The sequence below is a fragment of the Yoonia maritima genome (assembly GCF_002933395.1).
Lineage (GTDB): Bacteria > Pseudomonadota > Alphaproteobacteria > Rhodobacterales > Rhodobacteraceae > Yoonia > Yoonia maritima_A.
In genome coordinates this window covers 1-22,158 of record NZ_PKFN01000003.1, presented here as the reverse complement: position 1 = coordinate 22,158, position 22,158 = coordinate 1, and the positions used below count along the sequence as shown (strand labels likewise).

17 protein-coding genes, 1 tRNA gene and 3 pseudogenes are annotated in these 22,158 nt (G+C 55.1%); 11 read left to right on the top strand and 10 right to left on the bottom strand.

From position 1 onward, the window contains the following. Positions 1-77, top strand: a tRNA-Met gene (locus CYQ09_RS01335). A 292-nt stretch (positions 78-369) separates the two neighbouring features. Next, positions 370-555: pseudogene (locus tag CYQ09_RS18605) on the top strand (protein NO VEIN domain-containing protein); the annotation flags it as partial. A 383-nt stretch (positions 556-938) separates the two neighbouring features. Here the strand turns inward: CYQ09_RS18605 and CYQ09_RS18520 are convergent. The 9 genes and pseudogenes from CYQ09_RS18520 to iolG form a co-directional block, all read right to left on the bottom strand. After that, positions 939-1,070 carry a hypothetical protein gene (locus CYQ09_RS18520; RefSeq protein WP_275425352.1) on the bottom strand — a complete coding sequence of 44 codons (132 nt, stop codon included), beginning with the start codon at positions 1,068-1,070 and terminating at the stop codon, positions 939-941. A 66-nt stretch (positions 1,071-1,136) separates the two neighbouring features. Next, positions 1,137-1,439: pseudogene (locus CYQ09_RS01320) on the bottom strand (transposase); the annotation flags it as partial. A gap of 180 nt (positions 1,440-1,619) precedes the next feature. Then, complete coding sequence (locus CYQ09_RS01315; protein ID WP_239495825.1) at positions 1,620-2,498, bottom strand: MurR/RpiR family transcriptional regulator; 879 nt, start codon at positions 2,496-2,498, stop codon at positions 1,620-1,622. Positions 2,499-2,531: 33 nt separating this feature from the next. Further along, complete coding sequence (locus CYQ09_RS01310) at positions 2,532-3,602, bottom strand: Gfo/Idh/MocA family protein (RefSeq protein ID WP_106743623.1); 1,071 nt, start codon at positions 3,600-3,602, stop codon at positions 2,532-2,534. A gap of 1 nt (position 3,603) precedes the next feature. Then, positions 3,604-4,731 (bottom strand): Gfo/Idh/MocA family protein, encoded by a 1,128-nt coding sequence (locus CYQ09_RS01305; protein ID WP_106743622.1) that lies wholly within the window; start codon positions 4,729-4,731, stop codon positions 3,604-3,606. After that, complete coding sequence (locus CYQ09_RS01300) at positions 4,712-5,686, bottom strand: hydroxyacid dehydrogenase (RefSeq protein ID WP_106743620.1); 975 nt, start codon at positions 5,684-5,686, stop codon at positions 4,712-4,714. The genes CYQ09_RS01305 and CYQ09_RS01300 overlap by 20 nt, the downstream gene beginning before the upstream one ends. After that, complete coding sequence (locus CYQ09_RS01295) at positions 5,686-6,495, bottom strand: HpcH/HpaI aldolase family protein (RefSeq protein ID WP_106743619.1); 810 nt, start codon at positions 6,493-6,495, stop codon at positions 5,686-5,688. Before CYQ09_RS01295 ends, CYQ09_RS01300 begins: the two co-directional genes overlap by 1 nt. A gap of 9 nt (positions 6,496-6,504) precedes the next feature. Next, complete coding sequence (locus CYQ09_RS01290) at positions 6,505-7,950, bottom strand: NAD-dependent succinate-semialdehyde dehydrogenase (RefSeq protein WP_239495824.1); 1,446 nt, start codon at positions 7,948-7,950, stop codon at positions 6,505-6,507. Beyond that, positions 7,937-8,971 (bottom strand): inositol 2-dehydrogenase, encoded by a 1,035-nt coding sequence (gene iolG, locus CYQ09_RS01285; protein WP_239495823.1) that lies wholly within the window; start codon positions 8,969-8,971, stop codon positions 7,937-7,939. The genes CYQ09_RS01290 and iolG overlap by 14 nt, the downstream gene beginning before the upstream one ends. Positions 8,972-9,035: 64 nt before the next feature. Between iolG and iolD the strand changes: the two genes are divergently transcribed. From iolD to CYQ09_RS01235, 9 genes are all read left to right on the top strand, one after another. Beyond that, a complete protein-coding gene (gene iolD, locus CYQ09_RS01280) occupies positions 9,036-10,922 on the top strand; it encodes a 3D-(3,5/4)-trihydroxycyclohexane-1,2-dione acylhydrolase (decyclizing) (protein ID WP_430383317.1) in 1,887 nt (628 codons plus the stop codon). A 6-nt stretch (positions 10,923-10,928) separates the two neighbouring features. Next, a complete protein-coding gene (gene iolE, locus CYQ09_RS01275; protein ID WP_239495822.1) occupies positions 10,929-11,828 on the top strand; it encodes a myo-inosose-2 dehydratase in 900 nt (299 codons plus the stop codon). Next, positions 11,825-12,640: an SDR family oxidoreductase gene (locus CYQ09_RS01270; protein WP_106743615.1), complete on the top strand. Its 816-nt coding sequence runs from the start codon at positions 11,825-11,827 to the stop codon at positions 12,638-12,640. The genes iolE and CYQ09_RS01270 overlap by 4 nt, the downstream gene beginning before the upstream one ends. Then, positions 12,640-13,677, top strand: coding sequence for a Gfo/Idh/MocA family oxidoreductase (locus tag CYQ09_RS01265; RefSeq protein ID WP_106743614.1), 1,038 nt, complete (start codon positions 12,640-12,642; stop codon positions 13,675-13,677). The genes CYQ09_RS01270 and CYQ09_RS01265 overlap by 1 nt, the downstream gene beginning before the upstream one ends. A gap of 122 nt (positions 13,678-13,799) precedes the next feature. Next, positions 13,800-14,759: a substrate-binding domain-containing protein gene (locus CYQ09_RS01260; RefSeq protein WP_106743612.1), complete on the top strand. Its 960-nt coding sequence runs from the start codon at positions 13,800-13,802 to the stop codon at positions 14,757-14,759. Positions 14,760-14,849: 90 nt separating this feature from the next. Further along, positions 14,850-15,893 carry an ABC transporter permease gene (locus CYQ09_RS01255; RefSeq protein ID WP_239495821.1) on the top strand — a complete coding sequence of 348 codons (1,044 nt, stop codon included), beginning with the start codon at positions 14,850-14,852 and terminating at the stop codon, positions 15,891-15,893. A gap of 2 nt (positions 15,894-15,895) precedes the next feature. Next, the gene (locus CYQ09_RS01250; protein ID WP_106743609.1) at positions 15,896-16,684 is read left to right on the top strand and encodes an ATP-binding cassette domain-containing protein; all 789 of its coding nucleotides are present in this window, start codon (positions 15,896-15,898) and stop codon (positions 16,682-16,684) included. A gap of 101 nt (positions 16,685-16,785) precedes the next feature. Then, complete coding sequence (locus CYQ09_RS01245; RefSeq protein ID WP_106743607.1) at positions 16,786-20,223, top strand: pyruvate carboxylase; 3,438 nt, start codon at positions 16,786-16,788, stop codon at positions 20,221-20,223. A gap of 375 nt (positions 20,224-20,598) precedes the next feature. Then, positions 20,599-21,728, top strand: a protein-coding gene (locus tag CYQ09_RS01235) for an IS3 family transposase (protein ID WP_106743605.1) whose coding sequence is annotated in 2 segments (ribosomal slippage) — positions 20,599-20,842 and positions 20,842-21,728 — 1,131 coding nt in all. Because the reading frame shifts where the segments join, the coding sequence is not laid out codon by codon here. A gap of 127 nt (positions 21,729-21,855) precedes the next feature. Here the strand turns inward: CYQ09_RS01235 and CYQ09_RS01230 are convergent. Beyond that, positions 21,856-22,158: pseudogene (locus CYQ09_RS01230) on the bottom strand (IS3 family transposase); the annotation flags it as partial.

The window sequence follows — 22,158 nt, the reverse complement described above, 5'->3', positions numbered from 1 at the left end:
CGCGGGATGGAGCAGCCCGGTAGCTCGTCAGGCTCATAACCTGAAGGTCGTAGGTTCAAATCCTACTCCCGCAACCAGCTTTGGTGATACCACGAAGGCCCCCTCTGGGGGCTTTTCGGTTTTTTGGGACATCTCTAGCGCAAAGTCTGAGCCAGTTGGTGCAGTATCAGTTTTGGTCGCCATGCTGAGAATCCCCGCTAAGTCACCGTGCAGGTCGATCACGAGACCTGAGCCTTCTGGGTCAGGTTTAAGAACAACTTTGTCTATCAGCTTTCGAAGCAGCTCGAGTATGAAAAACAGAGACCCAAGGCGCTGGGAATTTTAAAGGACCCGTAGTGGACGGGACTTGATGACAATTACGCGGGATACGACGTCCTGTCTCATGACTTGGTGAACGGGTCTGAGCTGAACCGAATGATCGAAGTGAAGTCCACTACAAACTCTCCTCTACGGTTTTATCTATCTCGGAACGAATGGAACACTGCAGACAAAATTGGGGATGCATACCGTAGACTTCGTTTTAGGTGGAGGAGACACGACCGTAACGGCATTTGAAGGAGAAATTACGAAACAAAGGATTGCAATCTGTGTCGTCGACACAGACCGAGTTTCCCCATGTGACCATTTAGGCGAGACTGCTCGAAAGGTCGTTAACAATCATACGAAACGAAATTTGAATCCAACCCACCCTGCACCAGTATATGTCGGCACAGTGTTAGAGACGGTCGGCCACGAATTAGAGAACTATATACCACTGTCGGCAGTGAAGCTCATCGGCGATTTCACTTGCGATACTTGCCTTGATGCAATCGTCGTCGCGCAAAATTCCGTTGCGGATGCAGCAGACTGTTTCTGGCTCTACTTTGACACCAAGAAGGGCCCTCATGGAAAGAAAATTCAAAAGAAGGTTGACGACAAGCGAAAGCCGCCAAGCGTTGTTAAATGGATTTGTAAAGAAACGGGCATTCGCGAAATTTATCCAGGTCTTCCGGCCGCAGGCCCGCGATCTGGCAAAGCGCCGAGACATCGTCGTTCGTATAGGTGTCTTCGTAGTATTTAGAGTGAACCATTTTTGAAGCCTGCCACGCTGTTGCGGGTTAGGCGTACACACTGAAATTCTCGATATCGATTTACGATGGTTTCAAAATGCCTATGAACGCGTACTTCACCTTGCATCCTTTGCGAAGTACGCGGCCGCTTTTTAGGATATCGCGCTCCTCAGTCATCCGTGTAAGCTCACGCTTGAGCCAGCGATTCTCAGCTTCATGATCCACAGATGATGCCTGTGACGCGGCTTTCGCGTAAAGCTTCATCCATTTGTAGAGTGAATAAGTGCTGACACCCAATCGCTCGGAAACCCCACGAACTGGATAACCCCGAACTGTAATTTGATGCACTGCATCGCGCTTAAAATCGTCACTGAAATTTGGCTTCCCCATAACGGCCTCCTTGCCTCAAAATTAGGGAAGAAAGTGTCTACAATACTAGAGGCTATTCACACCTTCAATTGTCCCTCGTTAAGATAGCCAGACTCCAAACAAAACTGGAGCTGCTCAGGCGCCTCAGATCATAAACTAATTTGCACAGAGAAAAATGCTAGAAAAGGATAACATCTTCAATCAACCTTGCGTGACGGTTGGTATCTTGGGCTGAGTTGAACCACTCTGCAAACGGGCAGCCGTTGCGAGTACAATGGCTTGGGCCACGCAGGATGGTGCTGCGATAGATCTGGAAAAGGTGTGGCTATGTTCAGGCACTTCAAAAAAACAATCTGCGGATTTTGCAAGTGGAGAAAGCGTACTGTCTGAAATTGCAACCATCTTAATTTCTTGCTCTCGTGCATCATTTACGATGGAGACAACCTCAGTAGCATAGTAGCGGAACGAGACAGCGATCAGAACATCTTGTGTGGTCATGGTTTTAGCCATGTGTGTGGCCAATCCACCGCTTGGGTCAAGAATGACGCAGCGCTTGCCAATCATCGTCAACATGTAGCGGAAAAACTCAACGACCGGAGCGGATCTCAATTGTCCAATAAGATAAATCGTACTTGCTTCACTCAACAAGTCAGCAGCGTGTGATAACTGCTCTGGGTCTATATTGTCCAAGAGCGATTGCAGTGAAGCAATGTCTTTAACAACTAGGTCGCGCAAGAACCCGAAATCTGTCAAGTCATCGCGATTTTCGAGCTCGCTCTCCAACGCTCGTACACGCGCGTCGAAACCGGGTGCAGCTGTTTCTAAGCGCTTTTGGAACAGAAGTTGGATATCCTTAAACCCGGTATATCCAAGCGCCTGCGCGAAGCGGACAAAACTGGAGGCGTGAACTCCGCAGCGCTGAGCAATCGAATTAACCGAATGAACTGCTACCTCATTGGGATTTTGTGTCAGAAAGCGCGAAATCTGTTGGTAAGATTTGCTCATACTTTCAAAACGCTCGTGTATTAGTAACACAAGCGCTTCGAAATCGTTTGGTGGCGGCGTCACATTCTTATCCACTGGCTTCCTCCTCCCGGGCCCAGAGTCTGGGCGTTAGATCATCAAACGCCTCACCGTTGGGGGAATGCGTCGGACCGTGCCCTTGTCCGGGTGTCGTTCGCGCTGTTCTAGCTTGATTTTCTGCGCAACTCCAGTCTTGGCGGCTTGCTCAAGGGCCAACAAAATTGCCACATCTGCCAACCCTTCGGCTCCGTCCGCTTCCGGAGCGACGCCTGCCGTGATGCAATCCGAGAAATAAGCAGTTTGGCCCGCAAACTGATCGGTCTGCTCAAACTCGTGTTCAATGACCTCTGCTCCACGCGTCAGGCGGACAATGGTGGGTGATTGGAAATCAAAAGCGCGCTCGACCGCGATTTCTCCTTTTGTTCCCGCGATACGGTACATATCAAGCTGCTCGGCCCCGAAACTTGCGGAGAATTGCGCGACCCGCCCTTTAGGGAACATCATCGTCGCGGCAAAGCTTTCCTCGACCTCTTTAAAACGCGCATCATCCACGTGGTTGCGCACGGCCGTGACTTCGAACGGCTCATCGGCAAACACATGGCGCACAGCATTCAGGCAATAGATGCCAATATCCTGTAATGGCCCACCCCAATTAGAGGCTTTCAATCGGTGATTGTCCACCCCGGCCTGGAAGGAAAACAGCGAGGTAAAGAGCCGTGGGTCGCCAATCGCACCAGAACGGATCAATTCCAACGCATGGACTGTGCCCGGCTCGTTGTGCAGCCTATAAGCAGTCATCAAAAAGACGCCGGCCGCGTCGGCGGCGGCTATCATCGCCTCACATTCAGCAACCGAGATCGCCAAAGGTTTTTCAACGATCACATGTTTGCCCGCCTTCGCTGCGCGGATCGCATAATCCGCATGCATCGAATTTGGCAGTGCAATATAAACCGCGTCGACCACATCAGCCGCGAGCATCTCATCATATTGATCGTAGGAAAAGACGTTCTCGATATCGTAGAATTTCGCAAGACGCTCCGATGCCTCACGATTACCACTGACCAAAGCGGTGGTCTTTGAGTTTCCGGTCAGATCCACACCCGGCAGGAACGCGATTTGTGAAATCCAGCCAGCCCCAACGACAGCATAACGTACAGTCATATCAGCCTCCTACCTTGCGCCAGGCCTGCTGGGCCGAGGATGTCTGGATGTCCTCTACGAGCGTCTGGATGCGTAGCCCTGCGCGAAAATTGAACGGTTCAGCGGCATCGTCATTGATGGCACTCAGATAGCCCGCGACCTCAATCGCTTTGAGATCATTGAAGCCTATTTGATGCCCTGGTGCGACGCAGAATTGACCATACGGCGGATGCGCGGGCGAGGCTTCGATCCGGCGGAACCCCTGACGGCCCTCGGCATCGTCATTTGAATAAAAATGCAACTCGTTGAACCGTTCCTGGCTGAAGGTCAGCGCACCTTTCGATCCGAAGACCTCGAAATCATGCTGCATCTTGCGGCCCGTCGCGATCCAATTGGCTTCGATCGATCCTGACGCTCCGTTTTCAAACCGTAAGAATGCGCGTCCGATATCATCGACTTCAACCGCGCGCACAGTGCCAGATCTATCCTTTCGATTGGGGATGACCGTCACGCAATCGCCCATAACCTCTGTCACGGGTCCAAGCAGAAACTCTGCCGTGGCCAAGGCATGGCTGCCAAGATCAGCCAGCGCCCCACCGCCCGCAGGATCATGACGAAAAGTAAACGGGCCAGAAGCGTCAGCCATATAATCTTCAGCGTGCAAACCACGATAACCGCGGATCTCTCCCAGTTCACCGGACTCGATCATCGCGCGTGCAAGCTGCAGCATCGGGTTGCAGAGGTAGTTGAAACCAACCTGCGTTTTTATGCCCGCAGCCTCGGCGGCATCTGCCATTTCACGCGCGTCTTGCGCAAGCGGGGCCAGCGGCTTTTCGCAGTAGACATGTTTTCCAGCAGCGATGGCGGCAAGCGACATCTCTTTGTGCAAGGCATTTGGCGCGGTTATCGAGACGATTCCAATCTCTGGATCGTTGATGATGTCACGCCAATCGGTGGTCGCATTCGTAAATCCAAAGGCCCGCGCAGCATTCCGAGCCTCTGCTTCATTAATGTCAGCGACGGTGTCCAGCTCTGCAACAACCGGAAGATCGAAAACACGCGAGGCGTTGGTGAACCCGAAGGCATGGGCCTTGCCCATGAAGCCCGTGCCAATCAATCCGACTTTGATTTTAGGTTTTGAGTTCGACATGAATGTGGTCCTTGTTCACAATCAGCGCGGGGTCGATTGTATTGTTGAAATAGTTGAGAATGTTTTCAGCCGACGAGATTGCCATGCGTTCAGCCGCATCCTGCGTTAGCCCCCCGATATGCGGAGAGAGCAGGACTTGATCAAACGCGACCAATGGATGGTTTTGCGGTACTGGCTCTTGTTGGAAAACGTCCAGACCCGCAGCTCCTATTTTTCCGCTTTGAAGCGCCGCAATCATGGCCTCTTCGTCAATGATGCCCCCGCGGGATGTGTTTACCAGCACCACACCATCGCGCATCTTTGCGATCTCTTCGGCCCCAATCAGCGCCTTGCCGGTATGGGGCAGGCAAAATGACAATACATCCGCCCAAGCCAACCCTTCGTCTAACGTTTCAACTGCGGGCACACCGGTTTCGGGCCATTTCTGGGTCAACAAAAAGGGATCATAGGCGCGCACATTCATACCGAGCGCGCGCATCATTTCTCCGGTTTTACGCCCAATGCGGCCGTACCCAACCAGAAGCAGATTCTGTCCGTTCACATCTCGCGCTTCAAGCTTGTTGCGCCATTCCCATGGTCCTGTGCGGACAGAAGCATCGGAACGGATCAAGCGCTTGCAGGCAGCTAGGATCATCATGGCAGCATGCTCTGCCACCGAAGCGGAATTGACATCGCCGCAGACTGCCAAGGCGATACCCCGACGGTTCAGCGCCGCCACATCCACTGCGTCATAGCCGACGCCGTGCCGCGAGATAATCTTAAGGTCGCCGGCAAGCTCGATGGTTGGTGCGGTGACCGGCTGGGTTCTGAGCAATACGGCGTCTGCCGTCGCGATCTCGGCCGCGAGGCTCGCCTCCGATGTCTCGGCGATGTAAGTAACAGTTACACCCTGTGCTTTGTCTAGCAGCTCACAGCCTGACGGGTGCAGCGGTCCTGCGACAACAATATGTGGCATCAGTATGTCCCCCCTGTTGCTTCCGGCTTTGTCACGTTGCCAGTTAAATCGCGGAAACATTTGACGCTGGCCGCAGCCGCCCCAGCCAAAAGCCGACTGTCGCCGGAAACGGTGGTCAGGCTGTACCCCCAACCGATGGCCCGCGCTGCATACTCTGGAGTGCCGCAATGAAGGCAGGCTTTAATGCCGTTCTTTTGGCAAACCTTGGCGATACGCTGAATGAGTTCGATCATCTCGGGCTCTTCCCGATCAAAACCCGGTGGAAGCCGCCCCTCTTGCGTACCAAGTGTAAGATCAGCGGGGCCAACGTATATCCCGTCCAAGCCCGGTGTTGCCGCGATGGCCTCCAGGTTTGCAACGCCTTCGGCGGTTTCGATCATTGCGAGCGCCAAAATCTCTGAGTTCATTGCTGGGCCATAGCCCGGCATGGCAATACCTGCACGCGTCGGTCCAAAACTGCGCTGCCCATGAGGGGGGTAACGCATATAACTGACAAATTCGGCAGCCTGCTCGGCAGTGTTGATCATCGGGCAGATCACGTTCATTGCCCCCGCATCCAGCACTTTCATAATGATTGCCGGATCAAGCCATGGCACCCGCGCGCCAATGGTTACCCCACTCGCACGCATCGCCTGAAACATTGGCAACGCAGACGAGTAATCGAGCGCGCCGTGCTGGATGTCGATGGAAATAGCATCATAGCCTTGCGCAGACATGATTTCGGCAGTGAAGGGATTGCCAATAGAGAGCCAGCCATGCAGCACAGGTTTGCCTTCAGCCCAGAGGGCTTTCACTTTGTTTATTGTCATAATGGCACCTTAAAATACGATCTGGGCGAGCTTGGTGTCGAGATAGTCTTCGATTCCTTCACTTCCGCCTTCACGACCTAGACCGGAAAAATTGGTTCCGCCAAATGGTGCTTCTGCGGCTGCAAGTGCGAAACTGTTGATGCCCACCATACCGGCTTTCAGCGTTGCAACGGTCCGGCGCGCTCGGTCCGCTGACGAGGTGAAGGCATAGGCCGCTAAACCCATGGTCGAATTGTTCGCTCGCGCCAGCACTTCGTCATCGCTTTCGAAGGTGGTGATTGCTGCGACCGGCCCGAAATTTTCTTCTGCGAATACTTCATGTTCGTCAGTAACATTGGTCAGGATAGTTGGTTCGTAGAAATGCCCTTCGTTGAAAGCCGACGAGCGCTTGCCTCCCAAGGCAAGTGTAGCGCCGCCCGCAACTGCTGCTTGAACAATCCGGTCGATTGTCTCAAGGCTACGGCTATTGATCAGGGGGCCCATGCCTACGCTCGGGTCCAGACCATCACCCAGTTTAATCTGGCTGGCGCGAGTGACAAAACCCTCGACAAACCGGTCGTGCAAGGACTGGTGCACGAACATCCGGTCCGGTGTCACACATACCTGGCCGCAATTCGCGTATTTCGTCGGAACAATCGCATCAAGCGCGGCATCCAAATCAGCATCATCATAGACGATCAATGGCGCGTTACCGCCCAACTCCATAGAGACTTTCTTTACCGTCTCTGCCGCGTCACGAATCATTTGCTGTCCCACGCGCGTTGATCCAGTCAGTGAAACTTTACGCACGCGGGGATCAGCCATCACCGGTGCGTAGGTGTCCCCGGTCGAGCCAACCACCAGATTGACGGCACCTTCCGGCAACCCGGCAGCGCGCAAACAATCCACAAGAACCATCGCGACTCCAGGGGTTTGAGAAGAGGGGCGCAGAACGACCGGACAACCGGCGGCAAGCGCTGGGGCAAGTTTGCGTGCTGGTAGGGCAGCAGGGAAATTCCAAGCAGTGAACGCGCCAACGATGCCTACTGGCCCACGACTGATTTCAAAGCGTCCGCCGGGCACGCGGCTTTCAACGGTCCGGCCATAAATACGTCGAGCTTCTTCGGCGTACCACCGAAATTGTTCGCTCGCGAGAACCCATTCGCGGCCCGCTTGTGCAATTGGTTTGCCGGTCTCGGATGCAATCATGGTCGCCGCCTCATCGGCCCTAGCGAACATCTCGTCAGCCGCTTTGTGCAGCGCATCGGCCCGGCCAAACCCGCCCATGGCCACCAGAGCCGGAAGCGCCTTAGAGGCCGCGTCAATCGCCCGTTGCGTGTCTGCAACTGAAGCAGTGGCAACATCGCCAAGCGGCTTTTCCGTTACCGGAGACATGACTTGCGCGGTGCCTGAGCCCTGCGACCAAGCGCCGTCGATGAAAAGTCCAAAATTTCCGTACATATCAGGCAAACTCACTTGTCATTACTGTGCGGCCTTCAGCCACGGATTTGAAGCAAGCATCTGCCAGCAACAAAGCCAGGCGACCATCTTCAAAGCCCACCGGCACTGGTGACCCATTATCAATGGCGTCGACGAATTTGCTAATCTCGATGTCGAAAGCTTCGCCATACCGTTCGATGAAAAAATGCTGCAGGGGTGACGAAACATTGGTTTCAGCTCCCAAGTACTTTTTCATTGTATGATTGTGATGATTGTCGGTGACCAACATGCCTTTAGAGCCCAGCATCTCGATACGCTGGTCGTAGCCGTAGACTGCTTCGCGTGAGTTGGTAATCACAGCCTGCTTGCCGCTGGCAGTTTTCAGAATAACCACAACAGTGTCGTAGTCATCGCATTCGTCCATGAGACTTGGGTTCACTAGGCGCGATCCTGTGGCAGTAACTTCTGTAACCTCTTCCCCTAACAAAAACCGCGCTAGATCAAGATCGTGGATTGTCATGTCGCGGAAGATACCGCCTGACGTTTTGATGTAACCGTCAGGCGCCATGCCTGGGTCGCGCGAGGTAATGGTAACCTGATGCAGCTCACCTATCTCTCCGTCAGCACACGCTTTTTGGGCAGCTGCGTGACCCGGATCGAATCGCCGGACAAAGCCCAACATGATCGGCACCTGGGTGCCCGCGATTCGCTGTGCCAACTGATTCACCCGGTCCAAAGACAGGTCAATCGGCTTCTCGCAAAGCACCGCTTTGCCTGCCTTCACGCAGGCCTCAAGTAGGTCCACATGGGTGGAGGTCGGGGTCGCGATCAGCACGGCGTCAACGCTATCAGACCTGATTGCCTCTTCCGCAGAAGCGAAGTTTGAAACCCCATGTTTTTCGGCGACTTCGTTGGCAAAAGGCGCGTGCGTGTCAAAAACACCCGCGAGCGTAGCTTGAGGATGCGCGGCGATATTGTCGGCATGCATACGCCCAATTCGCCCGCAGCCGAGTACAGAAATTCTTGGCATCTTGCCCTCCCATTTTTCTTGTTGCAATGATCGCTGCAGAATGCAAAGAATGTCAATAAGTATTTCACACGGCGCTGATGGAGCAGCGCTGATGGGGTATCCTAGGGAGGAAATAGAATTGGATTCAATCACCGTGCGCCTAACGATGGCGCAAGCGCTTGTGAGGTATCTCTGCGCTCAGAAAACCGAGATCGATGGAGAAGTAGTTCCTCTTTTTGCGGGTGTTTTTGGGATTTTTGGACATGGCAACGTTACCTGTTTTGCCGAAGCGCTTGAACGTGTACAGGAGCAACTGCCAACATGGCGCGGTCAGAATGAACAGTCCATGGCGCTTGCGGCGATTGGCTATGCTAAGTCAAAAAAACGCCGCCAGCTCATGATCGCAACCTCCTCTGTTGGCCCTGGTGCAACAAACATGGTGACAGCAGCTGGGGTGGCGCATGCGAATCGTTTGCCGGTGCTGCTAATCTCTGGTGATACATATGTGAATCGCCTCCCTGACCCTGTCTTGCAGCAAGTCGAGCACTTTGGTGATCCGACGCTCACAGTGAATGACAGCTTCAAAGCCGTAACACGGTACTGGGATCGCATCGTGCATCCGGCCCAGATTATACAATCATTGCCCCAAGCAATTGCAACGATGCTGGATCCGGCCGATTGTGGTCCTGCTTTCATTGGCATCCCGCAGGATACACAAGAGCTGGCATATGAATACCCCGAAGAGTTCTTCGAGGAAAAAGTCTGGACCATTCCGCGCCCGAGAGCCTCAGTCGATCAAGTAATTAAAGCAGTCGAGGTTCTGAAAACGGCCAAAAACCCGTTGATCATTTCAGGCGGCGGGGTGCGCTACTCTGGTGCGGAAAACGTGGTTGCAGCTTTTGCCAAGAAGCGCGGCATTCCAATGGCAGAAACCATCGCGGGTAAAGGCGCGGTTTGCCATAACGATCCGGTTTATGTCGGCGCTATGGGTATCGAGGGTAGCGAGGCGGCTCGGCAGCTGTCTGAAACCGCGGACGTCGTCATCGCGATCGGCACGCGCATGCAGGATTTCACTACCGGTTCCTGGACGACATTCCCAAAGGATGCTCAGTTCATCAATATCAATGCGGCTCGCTTTGACTCGCTCAAGCACCGCGCGACGCCAATTGTTGGTGACGCGCTGGAGTGCGTGAATGAGTTGGACGCGGCGCTCGGCGACTGGGCGGCACCTGCGGCTCGGATGGAGCAGGCCAAGGCTTGGTACAAGGAATGGAACGACCTTCTAGATGAGGGTCAGGCCCCAACCAATCATGAAGTGCCTTCCTACGCGCAAGTTATCGGCATCGTGAATAAAACAGCGCGCGCCGAAGACGTTTTGATCACAGCGGCGGGCGGTCTTCCGGGTGAAACGATCAAAAATTGGCGCTGCAAGTCACCACACACGTTTGACTGTGAATTTGGTTTCTCGTGCATGGGTTATGAGATTGCGGGTGCGTGGGGCCATGCGATGGCCATGGCAGGGAAAGGCACGCCAATCGTCATGTTGGGCGACGGATCATACATGATGATGAATTCGGACATCCATTCGTCCGTGATCGCTGGGCACAAAATGATTGTTGTTGTCTGCGACAATGGTGGCTTTGGCGTCATCAACCGGTTGCAAACAGGCATGGGTGGGGCGGGCTTCAACAACCTTTTGAAAGACAGCCGTGTCGTTGATCGTAACAACGTCCGCCACGTCGATTTCGTCAAGCATGCCGAATCTATGGGCGCCTATGCGCGTCATTGCGACAGCCTCGCCGACCTAGAAGCGGCGATGGAATGGGCACAAACGACAGATGCAACAACAGTGATCAGCATCAATTCTGACGCCTACACTTGGACCCCAGGCGGCGCTGATTGGTATGTCGCGGTGCCGGAAGTGAGCCCTCGGGAAACCGTGAATGAGGCCCGTAAAGGCCAAGAAGATTTCCGCAAAAAACAGCGGCATGGAGTCTAACCGAAAATGTTGAAAGCTAAACTTGGAATAGCGCCAATTGCTTGGTGGAACGACGATCTTGAAGAGCTGTCTGATGATGTCAGCCTTGATGAATGCCTGCGTCAGGCGGCCGAAGCTGGCTTGACGGGCATGGAAACCGGGCGTCGGTTCCCCATGAACATGAATGAACTGGGTCCAGTACTCGACAAGCATCGGATGTCCGTCTGTGGCGGCTGGTTCTCCGGCCTACTTCTGGATGGCGATCTCGAAGTCGAGAAAGACCGCATCGCTGAACAACTTGCCTTTTTCAAAGCAGCAGGTGCGCCTTGCATAGTCTATGGTGAAACCGCGCGCTCGGTTCAGGGCGAACGGCACACACCTTTGGCGCAAAAGCCAAAACTATCAGAGGCCGAGATGGCCGCTTATGGCCGCAAGATCTCTGATTTTGCCGATTGGTGCGCCAAGGAGGGGATGGCTTTGAGTTATCACCACCACATGGCTGCGGCTGTGGAAACCGAAGAGGAACTTGACCTCTTCATGAAGCACTCTTCCGTCCCGCTGCTTTTCGATGCAGGCCATATGGCATTTGCTGGAGGTGACAACTTCCGCGTGATCGACAATCACCACGCTCGTATCAGCCATGTTCATGCCAAAGACATCCGGGGCGATGTTGTGGCCCAACTCGACCGCGCCAAAGAAAGCTTTTTGGACGCTGTCATTAAGGGCGCTTTCACGGTGCCCGGTGATGGCAGCCTTGATTTTGAGGCGCTCATCAAGGCACTGGCCGCAAAGGGATATGAAGGTTGGTTCGTCATCGAAGCTGAGCAGGACCCGGTCGCAAACCCCCCGCTTGAGATGGCCAAAAAAGGGCGCGCAGAACTGTTCCGTGTCTTGAATGCGGCAGGGTATGAGGTGGTAAAATCATGAACAGCGTTAATGGAAAAATCGCGGTCGTTACTGGCGGCACACAAGGTTTGGGCGCGGCGATTGCTTTGCGTTTGGCGCAATCCGGTGCGGCAGGTGTCGCCATTATCGGGCGTGGCTTAGAAAAAGGTCAGGCGAAAGCGGCTGCGATCACTGCAGAAACTGGGGTGCCCGTCGAAATGATCTCGGCGGATCTGGGTAGTATCGCCGATCTTCGCCGCATTATCCCTGCAGCTGACGCAGCATTTGGCACTGTTGATATCCTTGTGAATGCAGCGGGCCTCACAGATCGGGGCAACCTGCTGAACACCTCGCCTGAAATGTTTGATCAAATGTTTGCCGTTAATACCCGAGCACCATTTTTTCTGATGCAAGATGCGGTCAAGGTAATGGAACGCGAAGGCAATGGTGGGCGGATCGTCAATATCGGCTCGACCTCGTCCAATGCGGGGCAGCCATTCATCGCGCCGTATTGCGCTTCGAAAGCTGCTTTGTCGACACTAACGCGCAGTTCAGGCTATGCGTTGATGCGCAACGGCATTCATGTGAACCAGCTGGATATCGGCTGGATGGCATCAGACCACGAGCGGCAATTGCAGCTGGAGGAATCCGGTGACCCCGACTGGGAAACCAAAGCCAACGCAAGTTTGCCATTCGGGCGTCTACTAGACCCCGAGGAAGTCGCACGGACTGCTGTATTTCTAGCCTCTGATGATGCCGGAATGATGACTGGCGCTGTGATCCATTACGACCAATCGGTCTGGGGTGGCTATGACGCGCAAGCGCCCGGCCCCGCAGTGAGGCTCGTCGAATAATGTCGGTTCGTGTAGCAGTTATAGGCGCAGGCGTCATGGGCGCCGACCATGCCCGCATTTTGGCCAAAGACGTGCCAGCGGCACAATTGCAAGTCATTTGCGATGCGAGTGAGGCGCGCGCCATAGATCTCGGTGAAACACTCGGTGCCAAGCATGTTCTGACAGACCCAATGGCGGCCCTGTCGCGCGATGATGTAGATGCAGTGCTGATCGCCAGCCCAGACGACACCCACGCCGCTCTGTCCATCGCGGCTCTACAGGCGGGCAAACATGTGCTTTGTGAGAAGCCATTGGCACCAACCTACGCCGATTGCTTACGCGTGATCGAGGCCGAGATCCGGCTGGGTGAACGCCGCGTACATGTCGGGTTTATGCGTCGTTTCGACCCAGCATATACAGCCATGAAAACCGCGTTGAACGATGGTTTAATCGGCCGACCTTTGATGATGCACAACTTTCATAGGAACGTTTCGGCACCCGATTGGTTCACCGGCCAAATGGCAATTTCCAATTCGGCCCCGCATGAGTTCGACATTGGGCGTTTTATGCTGTGTAGCGATTACGTTTCAATCACGGTTGCGCAAAGCGCCAGTGGGCGCACCATTGCACCCGTATTCATGACATTGGAAACCGCGGACGGGCAGCTTGTTAATATCGAGGTAAACAACAATGCGGCCTACGGCTACGACGTACGCGGCGAGTTGGTCGGAGAAGCGGGTAGCATTGATCTCGGTGCGCCGAAGCACGCAACTTACAACGTCTCACTTCAATCAGCGCAACGCTTTGACGAGGACTGGCGACCACGCTTTTCCGATGCCTATCGTCTGCAAAACAGAGCTTGGATTGACGGGATTGCCAACGGTACGCCGGACCCTCGTTTGGCCACCGCTTGGGACGGATTATGCTCGACGCTTGTCGCTGAAGCCGGCGTCATCGCACTAGAGGCTGGATCCAAGCAGGCGATCAAAACTCCTGCCAAGCCGGCGCTTTACGAACAGAAGAGACAGGAATTTCCGCGGGAGGAGCCAGCGGAATGAACCCGGCTGGGTACGGCCCAGTACGGATGAGCGCACTTAAAAACAGTGTGTTCATGGCCAGACAGGCCAAAAACTGATGTCGCAACACGATATCAGCTTCATATCAAGGGAGACGAGAAAACATGACTATTAAGAAAATTTTCGTAGGAGCTGTAGTAGCTTCGATGACGGCAGGTACGGCTATGGCGGCGGACATCGCCCTCGTTATCGGTTCAAACCAAGATGCATTCTGGAATGTTGTGAAAAAAGGTGCCGAAGACGCTGCAACGATTATCGAAGCACGTGGTGGATCGCTGAACATCCTGCAGACGCAGGGTTATGAGAACTATGGCCCCGACCTCGCAGTTCTGATCGAGCAGGCAACGGCTCAGGGCGTTGACGGCATCGCGACTGTTCTGCCTGTTCCAGAAGCACAGATGCCTGCAATTCACGCAGCCATCGAGGCTGGCATTAAGGTTACCCTGCTAAACGGCGGTAGCGACTCTCTGGACGAATCCGGGGCGCTAAATTACTTTGGTTCTGAGGAGTACACAGCTGGCTTTGAAGGCGGCAAGTACCTTGCAATGGCAGGCGCAAAGAACATTCTTTGCCACAACCAGACCCCGGGTACTGCTAACCTCGATTCACGTTGTCGCGGCGTTGTTGATGGCGCGACTGAAGCAGGAGCAAACGCACGTGAATTGCCTCTGCCTGCCAACCTCGACCAAGACATTGCAGGTACGTCGGCCGCGATTGAAGCTGAGTTGAACGGCGACCCATCGATCGACGGGGTCATCACGCTGGCAACGTGGGCTGCGGATGCCGCTTATGGTGCGATTGACGGCCTGGGCAAAACCGATAGCGTCATGCTGGGTACATTCGACTTGAGCCCGTCGACACTCGACCGGATCAAAGCAGGTACACAGATGATGGCAATCGACCAAACGCCTTACTACCAAGGCTTCCTGTCGGTATCCACGCTGGCAGCTCACATTGATTTCGGTACCAAAATCGCGACTGCTCCGGTTCTTACTGGGCCAGCGATTGTTGATGCTGCCAACATCGATGCCACCTTCGCCGGTGTTGAGGCTGGCACTCGCTAATCGTGCCAAATTGACATTTCTGGCTGGGGCTAGTTCCCAGCCAGTTCTGTCAATATCCGTTTGTGAACAAATTTCAGGGGGAGTGGGCCAGTGTCCGAAGCCATCCAAACTACCAAGAGCTCGAAGAGCACATCCAGCCGACTTGCCGTTGGCGAACTAATCCGCAGTCCAGCAATGGGTGCCTTCGTCGGAATGATTTTAGTCTTTTGCATCTTTGCTGCCTTTGGCTATCATCGTAACTTTTTAACACTTGGTGGCATTGCCAACTGGATGAATTTTGCCAGTACTATTGGTATTGTGGCAATCCCTGTCGGCTTTTTGATGATTGCAGGTGAGTTGGACATTTCAGTTGGCGCGATGATGCCCGCCTCCGCTATGACCTTGGGCGTTTTGTCTGGTCATTTTGAATTGCCAATCGCATTGGGCATGATAATCACATTTGGCGTCGCGGCTCTTGTTGGCTTGGTCAATGGCCTTTTGGTGACCCGCACAAAAGTTCCCTCCTTCATTGTGACACTCGCAACTCTGTTTGCAGTAGGTGGACTAACGCTTACCCTATCCGTGATTTTCGTTGATCGTCCGCAGGTTGCCTATTACGCACCGGACTGGGCGAAGGCTTTGTTCGGGGACCGGTATTTCGGTTTCAGGGCTGCAGTGTTCTGGTGGCTGTTACTGACCGGAGTGTTTTTCTTCGTCCTGCACAAATCTCCTTGGGGTAATTGGATTTTTGCAGTCGGCGGCGATCAGGAAAGCGCCCGCAATGCAGGCATACCAACCAATCGACTAAAAATCTCTCTTTTTGTCCTTTGCTCAGTTTGCACAGCTTTCGCAGGTATGTGTCAAGTTATTCAGTTTAACTCGGCACAAAGCGCGACCAACTTCCCGCTGATCTTTAATACCATCATTGCTTGTGTCGTCGGTGGCGTTGTCCTGACAGGTGGGTTTGGTACCTTGGTTGGCATTTTCTTTGGCACAATGACCTTGGGCATCGTTCAACAAGGTATCGGTTACACAGAAATCGATCGTAACCTTTCATCATTGATCATCGGCGTGATGTTGCTGCTCGCAGTTTTGATGAATGGCACATTCCAAAAACTGGCCACTAGCTGGTCTACTGGCAAGAAGGAGGACTAAGAATGTCCGAAGAAAAGCCTGTCCTCGAACTCTGCAATGTCGACAAATCTTTCGGGCCGATCGACGTCCTTCACAATATCAACCTTTCCGTAAAAGCAGGAGAAGTGCTCTGCCTGTTGGGCGACAATGGCGCCGGTAAATCGACGTTGATCAAAACCATGGCAGGAGTGCACGCACCAACCAATGGTGAGCTTCTTATGGATGGCAAACCGGTCTCGTTCCGCGGCCCAAAAGCCGCACAGGAAGCTGGCATCGCATGCGTGCACCAGTTCGGTGGGACCTTCCCGTTGATGTCGATCAGTCGCAGCTTCTTTGCCGGGGTTGAGCCAACAAAAGGCTGGGGTCCATTCAAAGTCTTCGATCGGAAAAAAGCAAACGAGATTGCTGTGCATGAGGTGCGAAACTTCGGCATCACACGTATCGATGATGGCGACCGTCTCGTCGGCGGCCTGTCAGGAGGTGAGCGTCAGTCACTTGCAATTGCCCGCGCGGTTTATTTTGGTGCACGTGTATTGATCCTAGACGAGCCCACAGCGGCGCTCGGGGTGAAGCAGTCCGCCCACGTACTGCGTATCGTGAATGAGGCCAAAAGCCGCGGCCTTGCGGTGATTTTCATCACACACCAAGTGATGCACGCTTTGGCTGTGGGCGATCACTTTGCTGTTCTTATACGTGGCGGCATCGCAGCTGATTTCAAAAAGGGCGAGAAAAGCCGTGAAGAAATCACCGACCTTATGGCCGGAGGTGAAAGCATGGCTGACCTCGAAGCTCAGATCAACGTCAGCGCTTAAAAAACTGAGGTTAAGGCTATCAACCGTTTGCGTCGCGCCCGTTTTTGTAAAAAGGGCGCGGCGTCTTTCTTTCATTAAACCAATTAAGTGAACTCTGTCTCATGACCAGCTTCAGCAAAATCCTAATTGCCAACCGTGGTGAAATTGCAATCCGTGTGATGCGGGCTGCGAATGAGTTGGGGAAGAAGACCGTTGCGATATATGCGGAGGAGGACAAGTTGTCCTTGCACCGTTTTAAGGCGGATGAGGCCTATAAGATCGGTGCGGGGATGGGCCCTGTTGCGGCTTACTTAAGCATTGACGAGATCATCCGGGTTGCCAAGTTGTCGGGCGCGGATGCGATCCATCCGGGCTATGGTCTGCTGTCGGAAAACCCTGATTTTGTCGACGCCTGCGCCGCCAATGGCATCACTTTCATTGGCCCCAAGGCCGAGACCATGCGCTCCTTGGGCGACAAAGCCAGCGCGCGCAAGGTGGCGATTGCGGCTGGCGTGCCGGTGGTGCCCGCGACCGAGGTGCTGGGCGATGACATGGCGACGGTCAAGGCCGAGGCCGCCAAGGTTGGCTATCCTTTGATGCTGAAGGCCAGCTGGGGCGGCGGCGGGCGCGGCATGCGCCCCATTCACGGCCCCGACGAGGTTGAGGAAAAGGTGCTGGAAGGCCGGCGCGAGGCCGAGGCAGCCTTTGGCAATGGCGAGGGGTATCTGGAAAAGATGATCATCCGCGCCCGCCACGTTGAGGTGCAGATTCTGGGCGACACGCATGGCGGCATGTATCACCTGTTTGAACGGGATTGCTCGGTGCAGCGGCGCAACCAGAAGGTCGTGGAACGCGCGCCTGCGCCCTATCTGACCCAAGAACAGCGCGCCGAGATCTGCGAGCTGGGCTATAAGATCTGTAAGCATGTGAACTATCAGGCGGCGGGCACGGTCGAGTTCCTGATGGATATGGACAGTGGCGCGTTCTACTTCATCGAGGTCAACCCGCGGGTGCAGGTCGAACACACGGTCACCGAAGAGGTCACCGGCATCGACATCGTGCAGGCGCAGATCCTGATAGCCGAAGGCAAGACCATCGCCGAGGCCACCGGCAAGGCCAGCCAAGACGACATCCGCCTGAACGGTCATGCGCTGCAGACCCGGGTCACCACCGAAGACCCGACCAACAACTTCATCCCCGATTATGGCCGCATTACCGCGTACCGCTCGGCCACCGGCATGGGCATCCGTCTAGATGGCGGCACGGCCTATGCGGGCGGGGTGATCACGCGCTATTACGACAGCCTGCTGACCAAGGTCACCGCCTGGGCGCCGACGCCGGAAAAGGCGATTGCGCGGATGGACCGGGCGCTGCGCGAGTTCCGCATCCGGGGCGTGTCCACCAACATTGCCTTCGTGGAAAACCTGCTGAAACACCCGACCTTTCTGGACAACAGCTATACCACCAAGTTCATCGACGACACGCCGGGGCTGTTTGATTTTAAACCGCGCCGCGACCGGGGAACTAAGGTGCTGACCTATATCGCCGACATCACCGTCAACGGGCACCCTGAAACCGAAGGGCGCGCCGCCCCCGCCGAGGGGCTCAAAGCGCCCAAGGCGCCACAGCCGGGCGAAGAGCGCCCCGAAGGCACCCGCCAGATCCTTGAGCGCGACGGCGCCAAGGCGGTTGCCGATTGGCTGTCGGCGCAGCCCCAGCTGCTGCTGACCGACACCACCATGCGTGATGGCCACCAGTCCTTGCTGGCGACGCGGATGCGCTCGATTGATATGATCAAGGTGGCGCCCTCTTACGCCAGTGATCTGTCGGGGCTGTTCTCGGTGGAATGCTGGGGCGGGGCGACGTTTGATGTGGCGTACCGGTTCTTGCAGGAATGTCCGTGGCAGCGCCTGCGCGATCTGCGCGCCGCCATGCCCAACCTGCTGACGCAGATGCTGTTGCGCGCCTCAAACGGCGTGGGTTACACCAACTACCCGGATAATGTGGTGCAAAGCTTTGTGGCGCAGGCGGCCAAAACCGGCGTTGATGTGTTCCGCGTCTTTGACAGCCTGAACTGGGTGGAAAACATGCGCGTCGCGATGGATGCGGTGAATGAGTCGGGCAAGATCTGCGAAGGCACGATCTGTTACACCGGCGATATACTGGACCCGGCCCGCGCCAAATATAACGTGGCCTATTACGTCAATATGGCCAAGGAGCTGGAGGCCGCCGGCGCCCATATTCTGGGCCTGAAAGACATGGCCGGGCTGCTTAAACCGGCCTCGGCCAGCCTGCTGATCAAAGCCCTGAAAGAAGAGCTCGGCCTGCCGGTCCACTTCCACACCCATGATACATCGGGCATTGCCGGGGCGACCATTCTGGCGGCCTCGGATGCCGGCGTCGATGCTGTGGATGCGGCGATGGATGCCTTCTCGGGCGGCACCTCGCAGCCCTGCCTTGGCTCGGTGGTCGAGGCCCTGCGCAACACCGACCGCGACACCGGTCTGGACATCGGCGCGATCCGCCGGATCTCTGAGTATTGGGAGGGCGTGCGCGCCCAATACGCCGCCTTTGAAAGCGGGCTTCAGGCCCCCGCATCCGAGGTCTACCTGCATGAAATGCCCGGCGGCCAGTTCACCAACCTGAAAGCACAGGCGCGGTCCTTGGGGCTTGAAGAGCGCTGGCACGAGGTCGCCCAGACCTATGCGGATGTGAACCAGATGTTTGGCGATATCGTCAAGGTGACGCCGTCGTCCAAGGTGGTGGGGGACATGGCGCTGATGATGGTGTCACAGGGTCTGAGCCGCGATGATGTGGAAAGCCCCGACACCGATGTGGCCTTCCCCGATAGTGTCGTCGACATGATGCGCGGCAATCTGGGCCAGCCCCCCGGCGGCTTCCCGGATACAATCGTGAACAAGGTCCTGAAGGACGAGAAACCCAATCTGACCCGCCCCGGCAAACACCTGGACGCGGTCGATCTTGAGGCCACCCGCGCCGCCGCCAGCGCCGAGCTGGGCTGTGATCTGGATGACGAAGATCTGAACGGCTATCTGATGTATCCACGCGTCTTTGCCGAGTACGCCAGCCGCCATGATACCTATGGCCCGGTGCGCACCCTGCCGACCCGGACGTTCTTTTACGGCATGGCGCCGGGCGAAGAAATCAGCGCCGAGATCGACCCGGGCAAGACGCTGGAAATCCGCCTGCAGGCGGTGGGCGAAATCGGTGAGGACGGCGAAGTGAAGGTGTTCTTTGAACTGAACGGCCAGCCCCGGGTGATCCGGGTGCCCAACCGTCTGGTCAAATCCGCCACCGCCCAACGCCTCAAAGCGACTGAGGGCGAGCCAAACCACATCGGCGCCCCGATGCCCGGCGTGGTGGCAAGCATCGGCGTCACCCTGGGCCAACAAGTCCACCCCGGCGACCTGCTGCTGACCATCGAAGCCATGAAAATGGAAACCGCAATCCACGCCGAAAAAACCGCGACCGTCACCGCTATACACATCACACCAGGCGCTCAAATCGACGCAAAAGACCTCCTCATCGAACTGGAGTGATTTTGCAGAACAAGAATGAAATATGAAACTTATATTTAAAGCTTTGTATTCTAACCTAATTCGTCCTCTACCTCCTCCCTGTGGACGAACCCATGGCGACACCAGCATCGCCGGTGTCGTCTCTTTCTGAACCGAGAAGTAACCAGCGCATCCACCGCGTTCAGCTCTAGCGTAGGCGCATTCCATCTCGTCTGGCCCAACTTCAATCCTAAATGAATCTTCTTCTTTAACTGACGGATTCAAATGAGGTTCTTTGTACCCCTCATTTTTTTGGGCTGTGTTCCTCAAATTGTCTGTCTGATCATGATTAACTGGACCTGTCGCGGTTTGATGCCGCTCCTTTGATAGCATTTACTGCAGCAAAGGAGATGAATTATGGGACTGAAACGGACGGACGAATTCCGCGCTGATGCGGTGCGTATCGCGCTGACAAGTGGGCTTACGCGCCAGCAGGTGGCTGACGATCTGGGTGTCGGCATGTCGACGCTGAACAAGTGGATCACCGCGCATCGAGATACTGGCGTGGTGCCGAAAGAAGATTTAGATCTCGCCAAAGAGAATGATCGACTTCGGCGCGAGATCAAACTCCTCAAGGAGGAGAGGGAAATTCTAAAAAAGGCCACCCAGTTCTTTGCGGGCCTAAAGCAATGAGATTTAGGTTTGTCGAAGAACATAGGTCCAGCTTTCCAGCCAATCGGTGGTGTGATGTTGTTGGCGTCAGTTCACGTGGTTTGCGTGCGTTCCGCAGCCGTCCAGCCAGCCGCAGACAACGGTCTGATTTGATCACGTTGGCCCATATCAAAGAACAATCCCGTCTTAGCTTGGGCAGCTATGGTCGACCACGCATGACGGAAGAGTTGAAAGAGATCGGCTTGGATGTTGGCCATCGTCGTGTTGGTCGTCTGATGCGCAAGAACGGCATATCAGTGGTCAGAACCCGCAAACACAAGGTGACAACGGATAGCGATCACAAGTTCAACATCGCGCCCAATCTGTTGGATCGTGACTTTGTGGCGGATGCACCAAACCAGAAATGGGCCGGTGACATCAGCTATGTCTGGACACGCGAAGGTTGGCTTTATCTGGCAGTGATCCTGGACCTTCATTCCCGCCGCGTCATTGGTTGGGCGGTCAGCAACCGCATGAAGCGTGATCTGGCGATCCGTGCGTTGAAGATGGCCTTTGCGTTCCGTTCCCCGCCCAAAGGCTGCATCCATCATACGGATCGTGGCAGCCAATATTGTTCGCACGATTACCAAAAGATCCTGCGCCCAAAAGGGTTCAAGGTATCGATGTCTGGAAAGGGCAATTGTTACGACAACGCCGCCGTTGAAACGTTCTTCAAAACCATCAAAGCAGAGCTGATCTGGCGAAGGTCGTGGCAAACGCGCAGAGACGCCGAACTAGCCATCTTCCAATACATCAACGGCTTCTACAATCCACGGCGCCGGCACTCAGCACTGGGCTGGAAAAGTCCGGTCGCCTTCGAACGAAAAGTGGCCTAAACGAGCACTTGGGGCGGCACTAAAACGGGACAGGTCCAAACTTCTTCAATGTGAGAGATAATATTCTTCAACAAGGCCATTAGAGCTTCTTCGGACGAACGCCTGCGGAGGAGGTTTCGAGCAGTGTTGGTTGATCCGCCGTGAAGTTCCGATCCAATAGGTTGGGCGCGATGTTGAACTTGTGGGCGCTATCAGTTGTGACCCTATGTTTGCGTGCTCTCACAACAGATATGCCGTTCTGACGCATTAATCTGCCAACACGACGATGCCCCACATTCAAACCAATCTCTTTCAGCTCTTCGGTCATCAGCGGCCTGCCATAGCTTCCCATGCTGAGACGAGACTGTTCTTTGATGTGCGCCAGCGTGACCAGATCAGATCGTTGCCTGCGGCTGGCAGGCCGACTGCGGAAAGCACGCAAGCCCCGCGC